Here is a 17289-nt window from a genome sequence, read left to right as displayed (position 1 = left end):
CCCCGTCGAACCTCTCGGTCGTCTGAAGCCGTAACCGCTCGCGGAACCGGTGCCGTTCGGCGGTCAGCCCGCCACGCCCTGCGGTGACGGCATACCCCGGTGGTATCGCAGCGGATTACGGCCCGTCAGTCCCGACGACTCCACGAGTTCGACCTCAGTAGTACACCGGCTGCAGATCGTGTTCCGGGATAGGCGCGTCAGCGAGGGACAGTCGCTATCCCAGCCACATCCCGGCACGCATGATGACTCTCCCGCGTAGTTCTGGCTCGCCGCGCCAAGCGCGCACAGTCGTCGGGACGACGCGTACATAGAGAAAGGAGCCCTCCTCCGCGCGTGGATCCCACCCGAACTTGTCGGCGAACGCCTCCGCTGCGCCTCCGGGCACCTCCTGGTCCGGGAAGCACTCCGCCACACCCTGGAGCAGCACCACGTCGAAGGTGTCCGGTAGCGACAGGCGCACGCGCGGCTCTTCGCGGACGTTTCGCGCAGTCACGGAAGTGGCGCTGGTACACATCCACACTGCTCGCCCATCCCAGCAGAACCACAGCGGCACTTGGTGCGGCCCGTGATCAGGGTGAGCCGTCGACACCCATACATCCCGCTCGGTAACGAGCCGCTCCAGAGTGTCACGCACACGCTCCGCCGTCTGGCGACGAACGATTCCTGTGGTCTCCATGAGGTCCGACCCTAGCCAAGCAGGCGTGACGCGCGCCTGAGGCGCAAGACCTACTCCCAGCGACCGATGAACGCCTCAGCCTTTGGCTCGGGCCGACCAACTTCGGTGTGTGATCGACCGGCTGAGCCGATGGTCCGGGCCGGGAACGGGCCGGACCACAACACTGATGAACAGGCGCTGTTTCTCGTTGCAGTCAGCGGGACCTGATCCCGGTTTCGACCGGCGTCATCAACTCCACAGTGGGAGAGCCGTGATGCGCCGTCCGTCCGAGCCAGGCCCGGTCAGTCGCAGAATGCCTCGTCCAGGAGCGTGTCAACGGCGTCGTCGGGATCACTGCGGAAGTCGGGCGTGAGCGCTAGCGTGACCTGGCGGCGCCCGTCCTCCGTGGAGAACGACCAGGACTGATACGCCAGGGCATACCGTCGTTGCCGTAGACACGAACCCCGCACGAGGTTTCCTGCCGTCGCAGCCCGAGCCCGTACGCGCTGTTCTCGACACCTGGTGTCTTCATTTCGTCGAGCAGGTGACCTGGCAGGAGGCGCCCATCGAGCAGTGCGGCCATGAACCGGTTGAGATCACTTGTCGTGGAGATCATCTCGCCACCTGCGCCCATCACCGACGGATTCATCGCGGTGAGGTCGACGAGACGCTTATCGGTGTCCTGCGGTATCGGTACGTACGGTGAGTGCCGCGGTGGCGCACACCGCGGCACTCCGCCTGGACCTGCTGATGGAGCGGGTCGGAGTCGGACTTGTCCGCCAGCGCCTTGGCGGCGCCGAGGACTTTCTTCCGCTCGGCCAACCGGGCCCGACATCCCGCAGGGCGCCGAAGACGAACTCGTGGTCGTCCTCCCTCGAGCCCTTGATCCCTCCTGAGCCTGCTGATTGGCTGGCCGACATGACTGATCTCGGACCCGTTGTCTGGCCGCCTGCACCGATCAGTACCGAGAGGCTCGTGCTCCGTGAACCCGAGGCCCGGGACCGAGCGGCGGTCATCGAGCTGTTTGCCTCGCCAGAGGTGGGCACCTACCTGGGTGGCCCTCAATCGCGTGCAGAGGTCGAGCGCGCGATGCCGGGAGCACCCGGTCGGCGCCCCGGGCGTTTCATAGTCGATCTCGACGGAGCGATGATCGGCCAGATCACGCTCACCAAAGGCACGGGGCACCTCCGTCAGGCTGCCGGGAAGGCCGAACTCGGCTACCTGTTCCTGCCACAGGCATGGGGACACGGGTACGCCGCCGAAGCGTGCACTGCGGCACTCAACTGGTTCGCCGGCGTACTTCCCGGCGAGCCGGTGGTGCTCGCCGCCCAGACCGCCAACACCCGCTCGATGCGCCTCGCGGCGAAGCTGGGGTTCATCGAAGTGGAGCGGTTCGAGGCCTACGGCGCCGAGCAGTGGTTCGGCATGTGGACCTCGGCCACATCCGACGATTGAGCCCGGCCCGACAGCACGGTCTGTCCAAAGATTGCGGTTCTCGTGGACTGTTGAGGATTCTCTGAAGCAGATTTCAAAGAGCGCCATCAGCGTTGCCACCTTGCGGCGAACCGCCGCTCAGTGGTTCTTCAACGGCCGTCGCACGGGTCGTCGCCGGCAGCCGTCGCCTTGGTGTCGGCGGCCAGGCAGGAGGAGTACACCCGCGGCGGCGTGGGCCGCAGCTCCGGTTCCGACGCGGCGCCCGCGGCAGTGATCGCCGCGGCCCCGACGCAGATCAGCCCAGCCATCACGGCGAGCCACGTACCGCGGCTCACCGATCGCCACGGAAGCGGTCGCGCATCTCGTCACCGCAGTCGTCCGCACCGACCTTGCTTCGTGTGAAGGCCGGCACTCCGTCTCCCATACCTGCCTGGCTGGCCTTGGCCAGCTGCGTCTCGATGTCAGCGATGTACCCGGCGCACTCGGCGCTGACGGATTTCGCGGGCTGCGGGTCCGGGACCGAGGCGTTCAGTTCGGCGGTGGCGGCGGTACCGGCCGCGCACAGCACCACCCACGCGACGACCCACGTGAGGCGGCTCTTCCGTATCGGCTTGGGCATCCAGGCATCCTACGAGCGCCGCGGCGGCCTGTCACCGCATCACGGCTCCCTCATCGACGAGACCCACGACCAGGCCGGCTGGCGACCCATCCGGGTCCACGGATACTCGCCGAGATCTCCCTTGCCTCCGAGCAGCATCCCCACCGCGATCGGCCGGACAGTACCAGCCGGATGGCGCTTCGACTACCTGTAGCCGGTGCTCAGAACTGGCAACGGGCTCCGGCGCCGCCGTAGCGCAGGTTCGCGTCCCGGACCCATCCGAAGCCGCGGATGTAGGACCAGGTACACGGACCGTAGCGATTGAGGTCCGCCGGTCCGCCGACGGATCCCCCTGTGTCCGGGGCAGGCGCTTGGCCTGGGGAACGAACCGCGTTCGCCTGCTTCCCGCCCACCACCGACGTCAACCAACAAGCTGGGACGGGCCGCCGGGCACACACCGGGGCCCTGACGCGCACCCTGACGGATGGCGGGTTCTGCCCAGGCAGACGGCGAAGTCCGCTTTGCCGGACAGATCTCAGCCATTCGGGCCAAGACTCTGCGCAAGCGCGTCGAGGGTCACGTCCACGATGGCACGCAGCTGCTCCGTGCTCGTTCCGGCTCTGCTCATGACGGCGAGGGACTGGTTCACGGCCGCAAGGTGGGTCGCGAAGGACTCGGCCGCCTCGTCGTGCAGTCGGCCGGCCTTCAGTGCGGCGCGTAGCCGGGTGCGCTGGCGGCCGATCACCTCCCGTGCACGCGCCGCGACGCTCGCGCTGAGCACCGGGGTCGCCATGACAGTCTGGGCCACCAGGCATCCGTCGGGCAGACCGGGGTCCGCGATGCGTTCCAGGGTTATGTCGAAGAACGCCCGCACGGCTGCCAGGGGCCGGTCGGCGGCGCAGGACAACGCGGCGTCGTACTTGTCTCCGTAACGCGTGGCGTAGCGCTCCAGGCAGCGCATGAAGAGCGTGTCCTTGTCGCCGAGGGAGGAGTAGATGGAGCTGCGGTTGAGCCCGGTCGCCCGGGACAGGTCGTCCACCGACGTGTCCGCGTAGCCGGCCCGCCAGAACTGGATCATCGCGGCATCGAGCGCCGTGGCGATGTCGAACTGCTTCTTGCCTGCCATGCCGCACCTCCCTCCTGCGCCGCCTTCTTGGTGGAGACCATCATCCCATCTTGAACCAATCAGTTCAAGATGGGTTAGGGTGAAGGCGTGATCATGGCCGGAGCCGGATACCCCGCAGCCCTCACAGCGCAGCGACACGCGCACCGCGTGCTCGCGGTCGGTGCCATCGCCGGCTCACACCGTGTTCTGGCACTACCTGGCGATGTGCCCCGTCGCCGGCGTCTCCTGGCTGGTCCTCCCCGAGACCGCAGACAAGACCGCAGACCGAACGCGTGCGGGCAGCCTCGTATCCGCCGCCCGGCACTTCTCTTGTTGCTCCACTCCGGGCTCGTCGTCCCGGTCCTGTCGCTCGGTTTCGCCGATCAGGCGGTCGGGACACGGGTCTCCAGCACCATGCTCGCCGCTCTCGTCGTGTCCATCACGCTGGTGGGCCTCGCCCTCAGCCGACGCCCCGAGTCAACCACCGCGCCTGACACCTTCAGCAGGCCGTCAACACGCCTCACCCCAGTGGAGGAAGATCATGAATGACCCCGCAAGCGCCCCCCGCGTCTTTGGCAACCCGGTCCGCGGCCTGCCGCTGCCCGACCTGGCCGGTTTCACCCACCGTTGGGTCGACGCGGGCGGCGTCCGGCTTCACGCGGTTGAGGGCGGTCAGCCGGACGGTCCAGCCGTCGTGCTGCTCGCCGGGTTCCCGCAGACCTGGTGGGCATGGCGCAAGGTGATGCCGAACCTGGCCGCCCGATTCCACGTCATCGCGATTGACCTGCCGGGCCAGGGCCACTCCGAACGCCCGGACATCAGCTACGACACGCACACGGTCGCTGCGCACGTCCACGCCGCGGTCAAGGCGCTCGGAGTCTCGGCATACTGGCTGGCCGCCCACGACATCGGCGCGTGGGTCGCCTTTTCCCTCGCCTTGAAGTACCAGAGCCAGTTGCGTGGCCTGGCACTGCTCGACGCCGGCATCCCGGGCATCACGCTCCCTGACGCCATTCCGACCGACCCCGAGCAGGCGTGGAAGACCTGGCACTTCGCCTTCCACCTTGTGCCCGACCTGCCCGAGACACTGCTCGCCGGCCGCGAACGGGAGTACGTCGGCTGGTTCCTGAAGGTCAAGACCCTCTCCTCCGACACCTTCGACGACGCCGAGATTGAGCAGTACGCCGCGTCCGTGGCCGCCGGCGGCGGTCTCCGTGCATCCCTGGCCTACTACCGGGACGCCGCCGAGTCGGCGCAGAAGAACCACGAAGCGCTGGAACAACGGCGCCTGAGGGTCCCGGTTCTTGGGATCTCCGGCAGCCACGGCTCCATCCCCGACATGGCAGCTTCCATCAGGCCGTGGGCCGACCGCGCCACCGGGATCGTCGTGCCGGACTCAGGACACTTCATCCCCGATGAACAGCCCGATGCCGTCGCTGCCGCGCTGACCGACTTCATCACCGAAGACGATTGAGACTGGGCGGAAGCAAGTGTGAGGACCGGCACCCGCACCCCTGACCGACGCCGCTGGTCCGCTCTGCGGGTGATAGGCGTCGCCGAACTCGTCGCGCGAGGCGCTCCAACCCCGGGGCCCCGGTGTTTGTCCGGCTCGTCCCAGCTTCAGTTGTTCGTTGACGTCGGTGGTGGACGGCGGGGAAGCAGGCGAACGCGGCCCCTGTAGATCATGGAGTTCTCTAGCCTTCAAGGTCCGCGAAGGTGGCCGTGTTCGCTCTGCCACCCATCCCCCATCACCGCTGCGGTTCGCCCGCCACCGGGCTGCCGCCCGGCCGGTCTGTTCGGTTGGGGCAGACCGGCTGGCTTCGACATCCCAAGTCGGTGACGCCGGAATCAGCCGGGCGCGGGTGGCATCGGTCGTTGCGAGACGCGCTGCAGCACGAGGCCTACGGGAAGCGCTGATCGTCACCTTCGTGACCTCGTCGCCAGTGCCGGCGCCCGCCGTCGGCCATCGCCGCTACCGCTCTGCCGACCTCGCACGCGTCGCCGTCATCCTGCGCGCCAAGGAGGCCGGGCTCTCCCTGGACACCATCCCGTTCTCTGGTCAGCACCGCGGATACCGCCGAGCGACGGAAAACCCTGCGCGAGGAGGCCGAAGCGCTCCGCTTCCGCATCGCGGCAGCGCAAGCATCCCTCGACCTCGTTGAATGCGCCCTCGGCTGCGACCGTGACGACTGCACCCAGTGTGCCCATTTCCAGCAGACGGTGGCAGAACGCGTCGGCACGGACACTGCCGTCCCCAGGTACGTCTGAGCCCCGACGGCCTCCCCGGCCGACTGGATGCCGGCCGGGTCCGCGACGGCCACACCGCCGGCGGGGGGCCGCTTCCCTACATGCCCTGGAAAAAAGATCGCGGGCCGCTGTCGATCCGGCCGCCTCCCGTTCGACGTCATGGTGTGCGGCCCCCAGCCCACGATGACGCGGACAGGACCTGAGGAGGTCACACGTGGATCAACTACTGAGAGTCATGAACTTCAACGTCTCGAGTGATGGTATCGCTGCCGGTGAGCACCAGAGCCTCGAGCAGCCGTTCGGCCTCGATCATCCCGAGAGGCTGTTCGCCTGGGCCGGAGCCACGGCGAGTTGGCCCAGGCGCACGGATCCCGGGGGGAGCCGGGGCCTCGACGACTACTTCACGCGAGACTTCGCACGCAACATCGGTGCCGAGATCATGGGGCGCAACAAGTTCGGGCCCCAGCGCGGGCCCTGGCACGATCACGACTGGCGCGGCTGGTGGGGGGATGAGCCCCCGTTCCGCACCCCGGTGTTCGTCATGACCCACCACACACGTCCGTCGTTCACGCTCTCCGACACCACCTTCCACTTCGTCGACGGCGACCCGGCCACGGTCCTCGAACGGGCGCGGGAAGCGGCACAGGGCAAGGACGTCCGGCTCGGCGGCGGGGTCACCACCCTCCGGCGGTTCCTCGCCGCCGATCTCGTCGACACCCTGCACGTGGCGGTCTCACCGGTAGAACTGGGGTCCGGACTACGTCTCTGGGAGTCCCCCGACGAGCTGCTCGACCGGTTCCACCTGGAGGTCGTGCCCAGCCCGAGTGGCATGACGCACCACCTGTTCTGGCGGAGGTGACGCCAGGCCCCCTCATGGTCAGGCTGTGACTGCGAGGGGCTGCCGCCCCGTCGGACGCCCGTGCCGACCCCAGGTCGATCCAGTGCCCGCGCGGACCGCGAGCAGCAGATCCTCGCGGGCTAGCTCGATCGACTCCAGGTGCGGGGCCGCTCAACTGCTGCGCGACACAGAAGTCGGCCTCGGGGGCATAAAAGCTGGCGGTCCATCTCATCGGCGTTCGACTGGTGGAGCCGGACGTCGGCGCGGGGACAGGAGGCCCGGAAGCCGCCGACGAGCGCGGTGACCCTCAACAGCGTCTCCGAGGCGACGCTGACCGGGGGGGGGGGGGGCACCGCCCCGGCATCTCGGAGCCGGACCGCCTCGTCGTGGGCCGGGTTCATGCCCGGCTCGCGCGTGGCCGACGACTTCGAGGCTGCGCTCATCGGAGTCCGAACGGTGCACGGTCGCCGGGGCAGAGGTCCAGCACTTGGTGCACCGACCTCACGAGTCGCGGCCATGCCGCCCTCGGACGGCGAGCGCAGCCACCGCGTGCGGCGACTCCGACTCCGGCTGTGCACCGAGCCGGAGTCGGAGTTGCCGCAGGGGGCCGGTTACTGCGTCACCTGCTTGCCGCCGAAGGTGACGACGAGACGGCCGTCCGAGGCATGCGACCAGCCCAGGGCACCGGTGTAGGCGGAGCAGCGGGAGCCGTTGGAGCCGGACCAGAACTGGTTCGTACCGTCGGCGTCGCCGATGATGCGATCGTTCGAGCCGCTGTCGCACGAGGTGTTGTTGCGGAACACGGAGGTGCCGGCGTCGAAGTTGAAGTTGCGCTGCTCGTTACCGACACTGATGTTGTCCGAGATGGCCATCTTGCCCGGGTTGCTGTTGTACGTGAACCCGTGCTTGCCGTTGTCGTACGCGATGCTGCGCCGGACGACGTGGTTGACCCCGATGTCTTCGCCTCCGAGCTTGTAGCCGTTGCGGTCGCCGCTGCCCGCCTGGGACCCGTCGCTGAGGGTGCCGTTCTCGAAGGCGAGGGAGTCCTCGATGGTCACCGCGCCGATGGGGCCGGTGTCGGGCTTGGTGTAGAGGTCCCAGCCGTCGTCGATGTTGTTGTGGGAGACGGCGTAACGGAAGACGTTCCCCGGGCCCACGGTGAGCTTCGCCGCGAAGCCGTCGGCGTCCTCCCCGTCCGAGTCGGCATTGTCGTGCGACTCGGCGCTCAGGATGAGGTTGTTGGACGGCCACTGACTGCTGGGGGTGGTGGAGGACATCCTGGAGAGCTGAAGGCCGGTGTCCCGGTTGTAGCGGGTGACGGTGCGCTCCAGGACGTTGTTGCTGCCGCCCACGAAGATCCCGTTGTCTCCGGCCCGTTCTACGACGATGCCGGCGACATGCCAGTACGACCCGTTCACGGCGAGTCCGCGATTCGCGTCGGCCTCGGCCATGGCGGAGAAGTTCAGCACCGGGGTCTCGCCCGGGTAGGCGGAGAGCTTGGTGCGGGCGGCGGCGGTGCCGTTGTTGGTGGACGGGATGGTGATGGTCTGGGAGTGGCGGTAGGTCCCGCCGCGCAGGTAGATGGTTCCGCCGGGGGTGATGCGGGAGATCGCGGAGTTCAGGGTCGTCGGAGCGGACTGGGTTCCGGCGGCGCCGTCGGTGCCGTTTGGTGCCACGTACAGCGTGTCGCCGGGCGGCGGGGTGGTCGTGTCGCCCGAGGTCTCCACGTCCAGATGGTCGAGGTTGGGCAGGCCGGCGGAGGTGGTCGGATTCAGCCGGACGGTGTTGCTGCCCGCGTTCAGCTGCACGGTCAGGGTCTTGGTGACCCAGGTCGTCCAGGCGCCGGTGCCCTCGAAGGACGGGGTCTGCACCGTGGTCCCGTTCACTGTGAGGGCGGCCGGTCGGACCGTGGTGGTCCCGTTGGCGAACCGCACCCGCAGGGTCGCGGTGCCCGCGGCGGGCGCGTTCACCGTGAACTGGGCGTAGGCGCCGGTCGCGTTCGTCGCGTTGCAGAACCCGCTGCCGGAGTATCCGGCCCACTCGGATTCGATGGCACCGGTGCACACCGCCGGGGAACTCTCGGCCTCGTAGCGGATGGTGGCCGCCTGCGCCGTGGTGCCCGACACCGCGACGAGGGTGCCGGTCAGCATGCCGATAGCTGCGATGGCTGGTCTCAGGTGCATGGTCCATCTCCAGGTTAGGGGGTTGTAGGGGGCCTGGGGAGGGAAGGTAAGCGCTTGCTGTGGGCACGTCAATAGATTCGTACATGATTAGTGTTCAGGGATATGAATAGGATGCTGTGGCTCGACAGCGCCCGACGAGCTGGACGCCCATGGCCGCGGTGCTCCTGGAAGGCCCGGTCCCACCTCGTCGGCAGGACCGCCGCCGGGCACCGGCATGGGGCCCGGAGCGGGTAGCGACCCGGCTGAGGGCCGTCTTCCCCCGGGACGGCTCCCTGCGGAAGTCATGGTCGGCTCCGCCTCCGCGAGACGTGAGAACGCGCCCAGGTCACCTTGCGAAGGCCATGACGTACTTCCTTGTCGACTCGCATACGGACCGCCGGTACGGCCGCACCCCCGCTCCGCGCCTCAGTAACCGGTCCGTCGCCTCCCCACCTCAGGCCGCCACCGTTCGCCTGCGAAGCGTACGAGCGCGTCATGCAACTCGGGTGGGGGCGTCGCGTCGTCCGGGTCTCCGGTGGGGCTGTCGAGCGGCCACAGGGCCACCCAGCGCTTGCCGTCGAGACGGATCCCCGGCCCCGGGGTGGCCTCGGGCGTGAGCCTCAGGTGGAGCATGACGCTGCCGTCGTCGTTCTTGTCGAGCGGCAGTTCGAACCGGTGTGGTGCGACTTCCGCGATGTCGCACCACTCGAAGCGGGTCGTCCGCTTGCCCGACGCGACCTCGACTCCGTCCTCGTCCAGGCGCAACTCGGCCCGCCGCCAGGTGAGGGGCGGGACCAGCAGGTCGAGGACGGGCGGAAGCGCCACGAAGAAGCCCACGGTCTGCCAGGCGCCGGGATCGTGCCAGCTGTACTGGAAGGTGATGATGCCGGTCCACAGCAGCGCGAGCGTCCACATCATCACGTAGAGGGCCGGCTGTCCTCTGGTGCGCCGCGGCCCGACGTAGCCGGGGATGCGTACGGACTGTGGGGTGCTACTCGCCGCAGGAAGCGGGCGGACCGGCCAGGGCGCGCGGTTGGCGGCGCGCAGCCGACGCGCCGGGGCACCGCCGCGCAGATGGGCCGCGAGGCGTGCCTGGAGTTGGGCGTGGCGGAACTGGTAGACGCCGCCGACCTGCCGCAGCAGGCCCACCCGTCGCGCGTCCTCGAGGAACGCCATGGTCGACCATGGCAACCTCCCCAGGCCCGCGAGTGTCACCTTCGCGAGCAGCCACTGTGTCCAGGGACTGAGCGCCAGAAGCACTGCGGCCACAACCGCGGTTCCACAGAGCCAGCTGCCGAGCAGCACGGCGCGGTCGGGAACCTGGACGGCAGTCAGGGTGCCGATGGCCCCGATCACGGGTGCGACGCCCAGCAGCATGAGCACGGTACTGGCCCGCTCACCGCGCAACAGTTGCCGCGGTCCGACGGCCTGCGCGGTGTCGGCAGGCGCGCCGACGACCATCATGAGCAGCGGCGGAACCACGAAGCCCAGCGCCACAAGCGGTTCGTCCCGGGCCAGGAGCAACCCTATGGGCGCCAGGAACACAAGGAGCCAGAACAGGCCCGGGATGCGGGAGCGGTGCCTGCCGAACGCGGCGAGCCGACGGGGCAGAGGTCCCTTCCGCACTTGCGAGAACGACAGGAGCAGGCCTCCCGCGACCCCGAAGATCATGGCGACCGTGGCTCCCGCGGCTACCTGGAAGGCCTGGAACGCATCGCCTCCGGTGAACCAGTCCTGGAACCATGCGGAGCCTGCCATCAGCAGGACGTAACCGGCCAGCAGTGCCGGCGCCTTGAGGAGTGTCGGCGCCTTCGCCCGGTGCAGCTCCCACCAAGCGAACTCCTTCGTCCTTGCCGCGGTGAGATGGACTGCGAGGAAGTCGAGGGCGCTCTGTGCCTGCGCGTGCCCCCACTCGCGTATCGGACGGGGCTGGTGGGGGGAGGCCGGCCCGGAGGGGAAGGCCGCGGGAACAATGGCGTCGATCAGGTGCCGCTCGATGGTCACGACGTCGGGGAAGCGGGACTCGTCGGCGAGCTCGCCGGGATCGGCGTCCGGGTGGGCGTACACCGTGCGGGCCAGCCACAGCATGAGCGGGGACGAGAGGGCTGCGGCCGACGCGGCTTCGGGGTGGTGCGTGATGTGGTCCAGGAGTACCTGCCAGCGCTGGGTGCGCTGCGGATGCGAGGAGCCGCGCAGGTACTCGGCCGCCGCGGCCCCTTCCACCGGCTGTGCCCTGATCACGGCCGCCGCCTGCAACACGGTGTCAGCGGTGACGAGTTCGGTGTACTCCGCCGTGCGGGAGGTGAGAATCAGCGGCGTGCCGTCGGCGCCCGTCCTGTTGAGCCCGGCCAGCGCCGCGGAGCGAAGCGTGCGCGGTAGTTCGTCCAGGCCGTCGAGAACCGGGAGTATTCGCCGGTCGCGTACCAGTTCGTGGATCCGGGCTCGGTCGAGGTCCCTGGTCAGGCCGACGTATTCCTCGTGGATGCGGCGCGCGAGCCAGACGTCGAAGTGTTCCTTGTTCGCGTCCCAGGAGGAAACCAGTAGCGGTACGGGGACGGGCTTCGTCGCATCGTGCCGGCTCAGCAACTGCAGTGTGAGCAGGATCGCCAGGGACGTCTTGCCCGTACCAGGACCGCCGATGATCACCAGGCGCTGGGCGGGCAGAGCTTGGAAGGCAGCGGCGAGTTCGGCGAGGCCCGCGGTGTCGCCGGTCACGTCTGCGCCGATGTGCTCACGGTGGTCGGCGACGGTCCAGTCGGTCCGCCAGCCCACCGCGAGCCTGGCGCTTCCGGTCAGGCCCAGGGCCCCGGCCTCGTCCCGCCACTGGGCGAGCACCACGCGTGCCAACTCGACGGAGGCACGCTCCTGCGACGTCCGCGGCGACGGCAGGCGCAGGTGTACGGCACCGAAGTCCCGGCCCTGGATCACATACGTGGCACTGCCGCCGGAGAAGACGTTGTGTACGTCGCCCCGTGCCTGTTCCGCCATGACCGCTCAGCCGGTCCTTGTCCGCGGTCCGTAGAAAAGATCCACCTCGTTCACCCCCGTGACGTCCGTGCTGCGCTCTTCCCGCCCCGATGCCGGACGGCCCGCCTGGGACACGCGGGCACATGGGGGCGAGCCGACGGTGCCGTCTCAGGATGTCACAGCACGGCAGGGCGGCGCTGCGTCATGGCTGGTTGAACGTGACGGGGCTGTGGAAGTCCCGCCCCATGATGACGGCGCCCTGCCTGCCGCCCGTGATGCGGTTGTCGACATCTCCCGCACCGGTTCGCACCGCAGTGTCTTCCGCAGCGCTTCGCCAGGCCGCGAGATCCTCACGGAAGGCGTCGTCGTACGTGGCCCGCAGCGCCAGCACCCGGGCCAGCGCTCGCGCACGCTCCACGCTCTCGGCCTGCTCGTCGAGGGCTGCGAACTCGTCCTCCCCCGACGGTATTTCTTCGGGTGCGCGCACTGTGTCCGGTATGGTGCGACGCCGCACGAGGTCGCGCAGTGACGTCCATGCCTGCTGCCCCGCCGCGCCCGCCGTGCCGCCGGCCAGTGCCATGAGAAGATCGGCCGCGATCGCATCCATAGCGTCCTCCGTTCCCCCTCTTTCCCGTCCGGAAGGCCCCGTATGCGCCCGAGCCGAACCTGGCGGAGGGGTCGCTGCTCAAACGGTACCTGCTCGACTTCGCCGTCTCACAGTCCCAGGACGAAACCATCGGCCACTTGCCGCGGAATCCTCAACGCCCCCCGGGTACCGGCACGTTCCCCTCCGCGAATCCACGACCTCGTCGGTCGTGCACCGTGCGGAATGGGGCCACATGGCGCGCCTCCGATCGGGTGTAGGCGTCCGGGGTACGGCCGCCCACGGCAGGGCATGGGTCAGGACACGGCGTCCTTGACCCACTGGAGAATCGCCGCGTCGGAGTCGGGCACGTTCTTGTGCAGCTGTACCGAGTGACCGCTGTCGGGGACGACGATGGCCTTGAGGTTGGCCTGGTGGGATTAGCAGGGCCGCTCGTGGGCCAGCATCGACTCGGGGGTACAGACACCAGTGGTGCAGTACTGGTCCTGGTCACCGACGACCAGGAGGGTCGGCACCTTGATCGAGCGCGAGGGCGACCGCGCCGGGGGAGGATTCAGGTGCTCGAGTCCGCCGCGGTGCTCAGGTCCTTGAAGCGCTCGTCGGCCTTGAGGACGGCCGGGTCGGCGTTGGGCCCGTGGTAGAAGAACTGCCGCATGCCGGCGTTTGTCGTCAGGTGACCGGGGCCACGGTGTCCCCGCATGCACGGCCGGACACTCGGCCGCCGCGTCGGCTCACACGCAGGCGGGCACCGCCGAGTGCGGCGTGGAGTCCTGGGCTGCCGCCGATCCGTCCGCAGCAGGGGCCGCGTCCAGTAGGGATTCGCGGTGGGCCCGGGCCACGACCACCATTCTGTCGAGGGTGTCCCGGGCCCGCAGGAGATCGCCGATCTGCTCCGTGATCCGCTCGCGTTCGCGGGCCATCCGCTCCAGGGCGGCGTCGGAGTTGTGCTCGCTCGGAGATTCGGCGCACGGCATGAGTTCGGCGATGGTCCGGCTGGAGAGATTGGCCGCGTACAGCCCCTGGATGAAGTGGACGCGCTCCACGTCGCGCTCCACGTACTGCCGCTGTCCACCCGGCGTGCGGATGCTGGCGAGCAGGCCCTGCTGTTCGTAGTAGCGCAATGACCGCACACTCACGCCGGTGCGTGCCGCGAGTTCTCCGATCCGCATGACCACCTCCTGCGGTGTCCCCAACACCGGGTCCTGTGGTGCACCCCACACGGAACCGCGCTGGTCACCGGTTGCCTCTGACATTGGTGTCAGGTTTTAGCGTACTGGTGCGCTTCGACGAACCGGAGCACAGACATACATGAGGTGAACGACATGCCGTCCCTGTTCAGCGGATACCGCCTCGGAGGGCTCCTACTGCCCAACCGGACCGTTATGGCTCCCATGAGCCGCGTCCGGGCAGCCGCCGGAGGCCTGGCGACCCCCTCGATGGCCACCTACTACGCGCAGCGCGCCACGGCCGGACTGATCATCTCGGAAGGCGTCCAGCCCAGCCGCGTGGGGCAGTCCAATCCGGGCACGCCCGGCCTGCACACCGACGAGCAGACGGATTCCTGGCGTCAGGTGACCCACGCGGTCCACGTCAACGGTGGACGCATCTTCGCGCAGATCATGCACGGCGGCCGGGTCTCGCACCACGAGACGACGGGCCTTCAGCCGGTCGGCCCGTCGGCCGTGTCCGGCGAGGGCAGCGTGTTCACCCCGAGCGGCCCCCAGCCGATGCCCGTGCCGCGGGCCCTGGAGACCGACGAGGTCCCCGAGCACGTCCGGGCCTACGCAGACGCCGCCCGCCGTGCCGTCGACGCGGGCTTCGACGGGGTCGAGTTGCACGGCGCCAACGGCTACCTGATCTCCCAGTTCCTGTCGTCCAACGCCAACCTGCGCGATGACCGTTACGGCGGCTCGATCACCAACCGGATCCGTTTCGCCGTCGAGGCAGCCGCCGCCACCGTCGAAGCCGTGGGCGCCGCCCGTACGGGCATCCGCCTGTCCCCCGGCGGCGGTTTCTGGGGCGTGACCGAGGACGACGCGGCGGAACTGAACACCGCCCTGCTGACGGAGCTGGCCCACCTGGACCTCGCCTATGTTCACCTGGAGGCCACCACCGACGAGGAGACTCTCCTCCAACTGCGCAAGACCTGGCCGGGCACCCTCATCGTCAACCCCACCGTGCCCGGCGGCCCGAAGCAGACCGGACCGGCGGAGGCCGACCACTGGCTGGGCCTGGGCGCCGACCTGATCGCCTTCGGCCGCGGCTTCCTCGCCAACCCCGACCTGGTCGAACGTCTGCGCTCGGGCCTGCCCGTCGCGCCCGTCGACGAGCACACCTTCTACCAGGGCGGCGACGCCGGGTACATCACCTACCCGGCACACCAGCACACAGCCTGACCGTGTCACCGCGGGTGACGTAGCGATCCGACTCCGTCCCGCGCCCGCCCACTCCACCGCAAGCAAAGACGCAGACGCAGGTGCCGGGGGCCAAGGCGGTAGTGAGAACCACCGACGTCGATCTGCCTTCCAGCACTACGGCGTGCCGGCGGCGCCGCCGGGGTGACGCCGGCCGGCACGATGCTCGGGTGACACGGGTGGCGATCCCCACCCTGATGGTCGAGCTCGACGGGACCGCCGTCGCGTGATGCGGCCTCGCTTCCTCCGCTGCTCGTGCCGGTTCAACCTCGGCACGAGCAGCGAGCAGCGAGCAGACGGGCGACGAACTCATGCGGGACGTCCTATGGCCGCGGTGGGCGGGCTCAGGCCGCGCCTCCCGGACCGGGCAGCGGTCCCTGATCCGGGTGGACGCGGAGCCCGTCGAGGACAATCGTCAGATAGCGTCGCCACATCTCCGACGGGTGTTCGCCGGGCAGCGTCAGGACAGCGTCGATCATCGCGGCGATCGGTGCGATGTCGGCCTCGGTGACGCCGTCGCGCAGCGCGCCTTCGTCACGGGCTCGCTCCACGAGATGCTTGCAGTGCGACGTGATCTCGTGCCGCGCTCGCGCGAGGTCGGCGCCCTCGATGGTGCCCTGGCGCATCAGTTCGCGCAGCCCGCGGTTGTGCGCGACCCGCGCCAGGGCTCTCTCGAGGAAGCCGGCCAAGGCGTCGAAGGCGTCGTCCTCACCCCGGGCCTCCGCGGCCATCGCCGCGATCTCGTCGAGCTCTTCACCGAAGACGGCCTCCGCGAGCGTGTGCTTGTCGCGGTATTTCCGGTAGACGGTCCCGACTCCGAGACCGGCGTGATGTGCGACATCGTTGAGGGTGGCCTGAAGGCCGCGTGCGGCGAAGACCTCGCGCCCGGCCTGGAGGATGCGCCGACGATTGAGTTCCGCGTCCCGCCTCAGCGGACGTCCGCCTGCCGCACCGGCTTCCTCGTCCCCCGTCCGACTGCCCATGAACGTCTCCTCGCACCGACTCGAGCGAATCGGATAGAGCATATCCGGTTCCATGCTACGGTCGGACCCCATAAGCGGATACAGGATATCCACATAGCGATTCCGCGGCGCCGGGTTTGCGCAACTGCCGCCCGAGCCCACGGGAGAGGGGAGCCAGAGATGCAGACCGTGGTCATCACCGGGGGCACTGACGGGCTCGGCAAGGGGCTCGCCCTGCACTACCTGCGACAGGGAGCGCGCGTGCTTGCCGTCGGCAGCACTCCCGCCAAGGGCGAGGCTCTTCTGGCGGAGGCGGCGACCATCTCGGCCGTGGACCGTGCCGCCTTCATGCAGGCCGACCTGACGTCGGTCACAGCGACCAAAGAACTCATCACCGGAATAGAGAGTGCCTGTTCCTCGGTGGACAAGCTCGTCCTGTGCGCTCAGCGGTATCGCCTCTTCGGCTCCCGTACGGTCACCGACGAAGGGTTTGAACACAGCTTCGCCCTCGCCTACCTGAGCCGATTCGTCCTGAGCCACGGTCTGCGCAACGTGATGGAGGCCGCGCGGCGACCCGTCATCATGAACGTCGGAACTCCCGGCATTCCGCTGGGCCGGATCCACTGGGACGACCTGCAACTTGCACGGCGCTACGGCGGCACCAAGGCCACCTTGCAGTCCTTCCGGGCCAATGACCTGCTCGGCGTCGCCTTCGCTGCCGTGCACACCGGCACCCGGATCCGCTACATCGGCTACAACCCCGGCATGGTGGCGACCGGTATGCCGGACCACCTTCCACAACCACTCCGCACCGTCACCAAGGTGTCCTTCGCCGTGCTCGCCACCTCCGTGGCGAAGGCCGTGGCCCCAATGGCCCAACTTCTGGACGGACCGCCGGGCGAACGATTCGCCGCCTACCGCAACACGCGCCAACTACCCCTGAAGGGAAAGGCATTCGACCAGAGGTCCGCACTGCGCCTGCACCGTCTCACCCAAGACCTCCTGCACCACCGGACCATGTAGCCGGCACGTGTTCGGCCCGACATCGGAGTGAGGGGCCGGCTACAAGAACGACCACCGGCCGGTGACGCCAATCCGGCCTCGGCAGCGAGCTCACCAGCAGCCCGATGAGCGCCGGGCCCGCGCTGTGGCGGCGATGTGATGCATCCGATCCATTACTGAGGTTTTCGGATTGTCGTCGGGTAGTGACGGTTCATGATCCCCGCGGTATGCCGATGAGGTGAGGTATCCAGAGGGTGGGGGCCTGACCGCTGAGCGGCGGGCATTTCGTGAGGGGATCCGG

Annotated in this window: 15 protein-coding genes and 1 pseudogene; 6 read left to right on the top strand and 10 right to left on the bottom strand. The window is 68.9% G+C overall.

Annotated elements, in window-relative coordinates:
* Nucleotides 1-214 precede the first annotated feature (214 nt).
* Nucleotides 215-676, bottom strand: a complete 462-nt coding sequence (locus RM812_RS37950; protein ID WP_311584723.1) for a pyridoxamine 5'-phosphate oxidase family protein — start codon at nt 674-676, stop codon at nt 215-217.
* A gap of 355 nt (nt 677-1031) precedes the next feature.
* Entirely contained in the window at nt 1032-1490 is a 459-nt protein-coding gene (locus RM812_RS37945; RefSeq protein ID WP_311584720.1) for a serine hydrolase, read from the bottom strand.
* Between the two features lie 83 nt (nt 1491-1573).
* On the opposite strand from RM812_RS37945, the gene RM812_RS37940 reads away from it, so the two are divergent.
* Nucleotides 1574-2110: a GNAT family N-acetyltransferase gene (locus RM812_RS37940; RefSeq protein WP_311584717.1), complete on the top strand. Its 537-nt coding sequence runs from the start codon at nt 1574-1576 to the stop codon at nt 2108-2110.
* A 128-nt stretch (nt 2111-2238) separates the two neighbouring features.
* Here RM812_RS37940 and RM812_RS37935 read toward each other — a convergent pair whose 3' ends face one another.
* The 3 genes from RM812_RS37935 to RM812_RS37925 all read right to left on the bottom strand — a co-directional run bounded on the left by RM812_RS37935 (nt 2239) and on the right by RM812_RS37925 (nt 3813).
* On the bottom strand, nt 2239-2424 hold the full coding sequence (locus RM812_RS37935) for a hypothetical protein (RefSeq protein ID WP_311584714.1): 186 nt from the start codon (nt 2422-2424) through the stop codon (nt 2239-2241).
* Nucleotides 2421-2708, bottom strand: a complete 288-nt coding sequence (locus RM812_RS37930) for a hypothetical protein (protein ID WP_311584711.1) — start codon at nt 2706-2708, stop codon at nt 2421-2423. The genes RM812_RS37935 and RM812_RS37930 overlap by 4 nt, the downstream gene beginning before the upstream one ends.
* 514 nt (nt 2709-3222) lie before the next feature.
* Complete coding sequence (locus RM812_RS37925; RefSeq protein ID WP_311584708.1) at nt 3223-3813, bottom strand: TetR/AcrR family transcriptional regulator; 591 nt, start codon at nt 3811-3813, stop codon at nt 3223-3225.
* Between the two features lie 520 nt (nt 3814-4333).
* Between RM812_RS37925 and RM812_RS37920 the strand changes: the two genes are divergently transcribed.
* Together RM812_RS37920 and RM812_RS37915 are read left to right on the top strand one after the other, a co-directional pair.
* Nucleotides 4334-5266 (top strand): alpha/beta fold hydrolase, encoded by a 933-nt coding sequence (locus RM812_RS37920; RefSeq protein WP_311584705.1) that lies wholly within the window; start codon nt 4334-4336, stop codon nt 5264-5266.
* 987 nt (nt 5267-6253) lie between these two features.
* Entirely contained in the window at nt 6254-6898 is a 645-nt protein-coding gene (locus RM812_RS37915) for a dihydrofolate reductase family protein (RefSeq protein WP_311584702.1), read from the top strand.
* A 590-nt stretch (nt 6899-7488) separates the two neighbouring features.
* Here the strand turns inward: RM812_RS37915 and RM812_RS37910 are convergent.
* The 4 genes from RM812_RS37910 to RM812_RS37895 all read right to left on the bottom strand — a co-directional run bounded on the left by RM812_RS37910 (nt 7489) and on the right by RM812_RS37895 (nt 13779).
* Nucleotides 7489-9060, bottom strand: a complete 1572-nt coding sequence (locus RM812_RS37910; protein WP_311584699.1) for a carbohydrate-binding protein — start codon at nt 9058-9060, stop codon at nt 7489-7491.
* Between the two features lie 405 nt (nt 9061-9465).
* The gene (locus tag RM812_RS37905; RefSeq protein ID WP_311584690.1) at nt 9466-12027 is read right to left on the bottom strand and encodes an NACHT domain-containing protein; all 2562 of its coding nucleotides are present in this window, start codon (nt 12025-12027) and stop codon (nt 9466-9468) included.
* 181 nt (nt 12028-12208) lie between these two features.
* Nucleotides 12209-12613: a hypothetical protein gene (locus RM812_RS37900; RefSeq protein ID WP_311584687.1), complete on the bottom strand. Its 405-nt coding sequence runs from the start codon at nt 12611-12613 to the stop codon at nt 12209-12211.
* A 728-nt stretch (nt 12614-13341) separates the two neighbouring features.
* Nucleotides 13342-13779 carry a MerR family transcriptional regulator gene (locus tag RM812_RS37895; protein ID WP_311584684.1) on the bottom strand — a complete coding sequence of 146 codons (438 nt, stop codon included), beginning with the start codon at nt 13777-13779 and terminating at the stop codon, nt 13342-13344.
* Between the two features lie 153 nt (nt 13780-13932).
* Between RM812_RS37895 and RM812_RS37890 the strand changes: the two genes are divergently transcribed.
* Nucleotides 13933-15006, top strand: a complete 1074-nt coding sequence (locus RM812_RS37890) for an alkene reductase (RefSeq protein WP_311584682.1) — start codon at nt 13933-13935, stop codon at nt 15004-15006.
* 362 nt (nt 15007-15368) lie between these two features.
* Here RM812_RS37890 and RM812_RS37885 read toward each other — a convergent pair whose 3' ends face one another.
* Nucleotides 15369-16100 (bottom strand): TetR/AcrR family transcriptional regulator, encoded by a 732-nt coding sequence (locus RM812_RS37885; protein ID WP_311584670.1) that lies wholly within the window; start codon nt 16098-16100, stop codon nt 15369-15371.
* A gap of 66 nt (nt 16101-16166) precedes the next feature.
* Between RM812_RS37885 and RM812_RS37880 the strand changes: the two genes are divergently transcribed.
* Both RM812_RS37880 and RM812_RS43430 read left to right on the top strand, forming a co-directional pair.
* Complete coding sequence (locus RM812_RS37880; protein ID WP_311584667.1) at nt 16167-17009, top strand: SDR family NAD(P)-dependent oxidoreductase; 843 nt, start codon at nt 16167-16169, stop codon at nt 17007-17009.
* Nucleotides 17010-17226: 217 nt separating this feature from the next.
* A pseudogene (locus RM812_RS43430) lies at nt 17227-17289 on the top strand (helix-turn-helix domain-containing protein); the annotation flags it as partial.

This window comes from Streptomyces lancefieldiae (genome assembly GCF_031845825.1).
Lineage (GTDB): Bacteria > Actinomycetota > Actinomycetes > Streptomycetales > Streptomycetaceae > Streptomyces > Streptomyces lancefieldiae.
The sequence above is the reverse complement of the archived record's forward strand: the minus strand, read 5'-3'. Positions and strand labels throughout refer to the sequence as shown.

Bases quoted from the DNA above. Each gene is read 5' to 3' on its own strand.
- RM812_RS37945 (WP_311584720.1), bottom strand. From the start codon at position 1,490: ATGTCGGGCCCGGTTGGCCGAGCGGAAGAAAGTCCTCGGCGCCGCCAA.
- RM812_RS37940 (WP_311584717.1), top strand. From the start codon at position 1,574: ATGACTGATCTCGGACCCGTTGTCTGGCCGCCTGCACCGATCAGTACC.
- RM812_RS37930 (WP_311584711.1), bottom strand. From the start codon at position 2,708: ATGCCCAAGCCGATACGGAAGAGCCGCCTCACGTGGGTCGTCGCGTGG.
- RM812_RS37910 (WP_311584699.1), bottom strand. From the start codon at position 9,060: ATGCACCTGAGACCAGCCATCGCAGCTATCGGCATGCTGACCGGCACC.
- RM812_RS37950 (WP_311584723.1), bottom strand. From the start codon at position 676: ATGGAGACCACAGGAATCGTTCGTCGCCAGACGGCGGAGCGTGTGCGT.
- RM812_RS37920 (WP_311584705.1), top strand. From the start codon at position 4,334: ATGAATGACCCCGCAAGCGCCCCCCGCGTCTTTGGCAACCCGGTCCGC.
- RM812_RS37890 (WP_311584682.1), top strand. From the start codon at position 13,933: ATGCCGTCCCTGTTCAGCGGATACCGCCTCGGAGGGCTCCTACTGCCC.
- RM812_RS37925 (WP_311584708.1), bottom strand. From the start codon at position 3,813: ATGGCAGGCAAGAAGCAGTTCGACATCGCCACGGCGCTCGATGCCGCG.
- RM812_RS37895 (WP_311584684.1), bottom strand. From the start codon at position 13,779: ATGCGGATCGGAGAACTCGCGGCACGCACCGGCGTGAGTGTGCGGTCA.
- RM812_RS37905 (WP_311584690.1), bottom strand. From the start codon at position 12,027: ATGGCGGAACAGGCACGGGGCGACGTACACAACGTCTTCTCCGGCGGC.
- RM812_RS37880 (WP_311584667.1), top strand. From the start codon at position 16,167: ATGCAGACCGTGGTCATCACCGGGGGCACTGACGGGCTCGGCAAGGGG.
- RM812_RS37900 (WP_311584687.1), bottom strand. From the start codon at position 12,613: ATGGATGCGATCGCGGCCGATCTTCTCATGGCACTGGCCGGCGGCACG.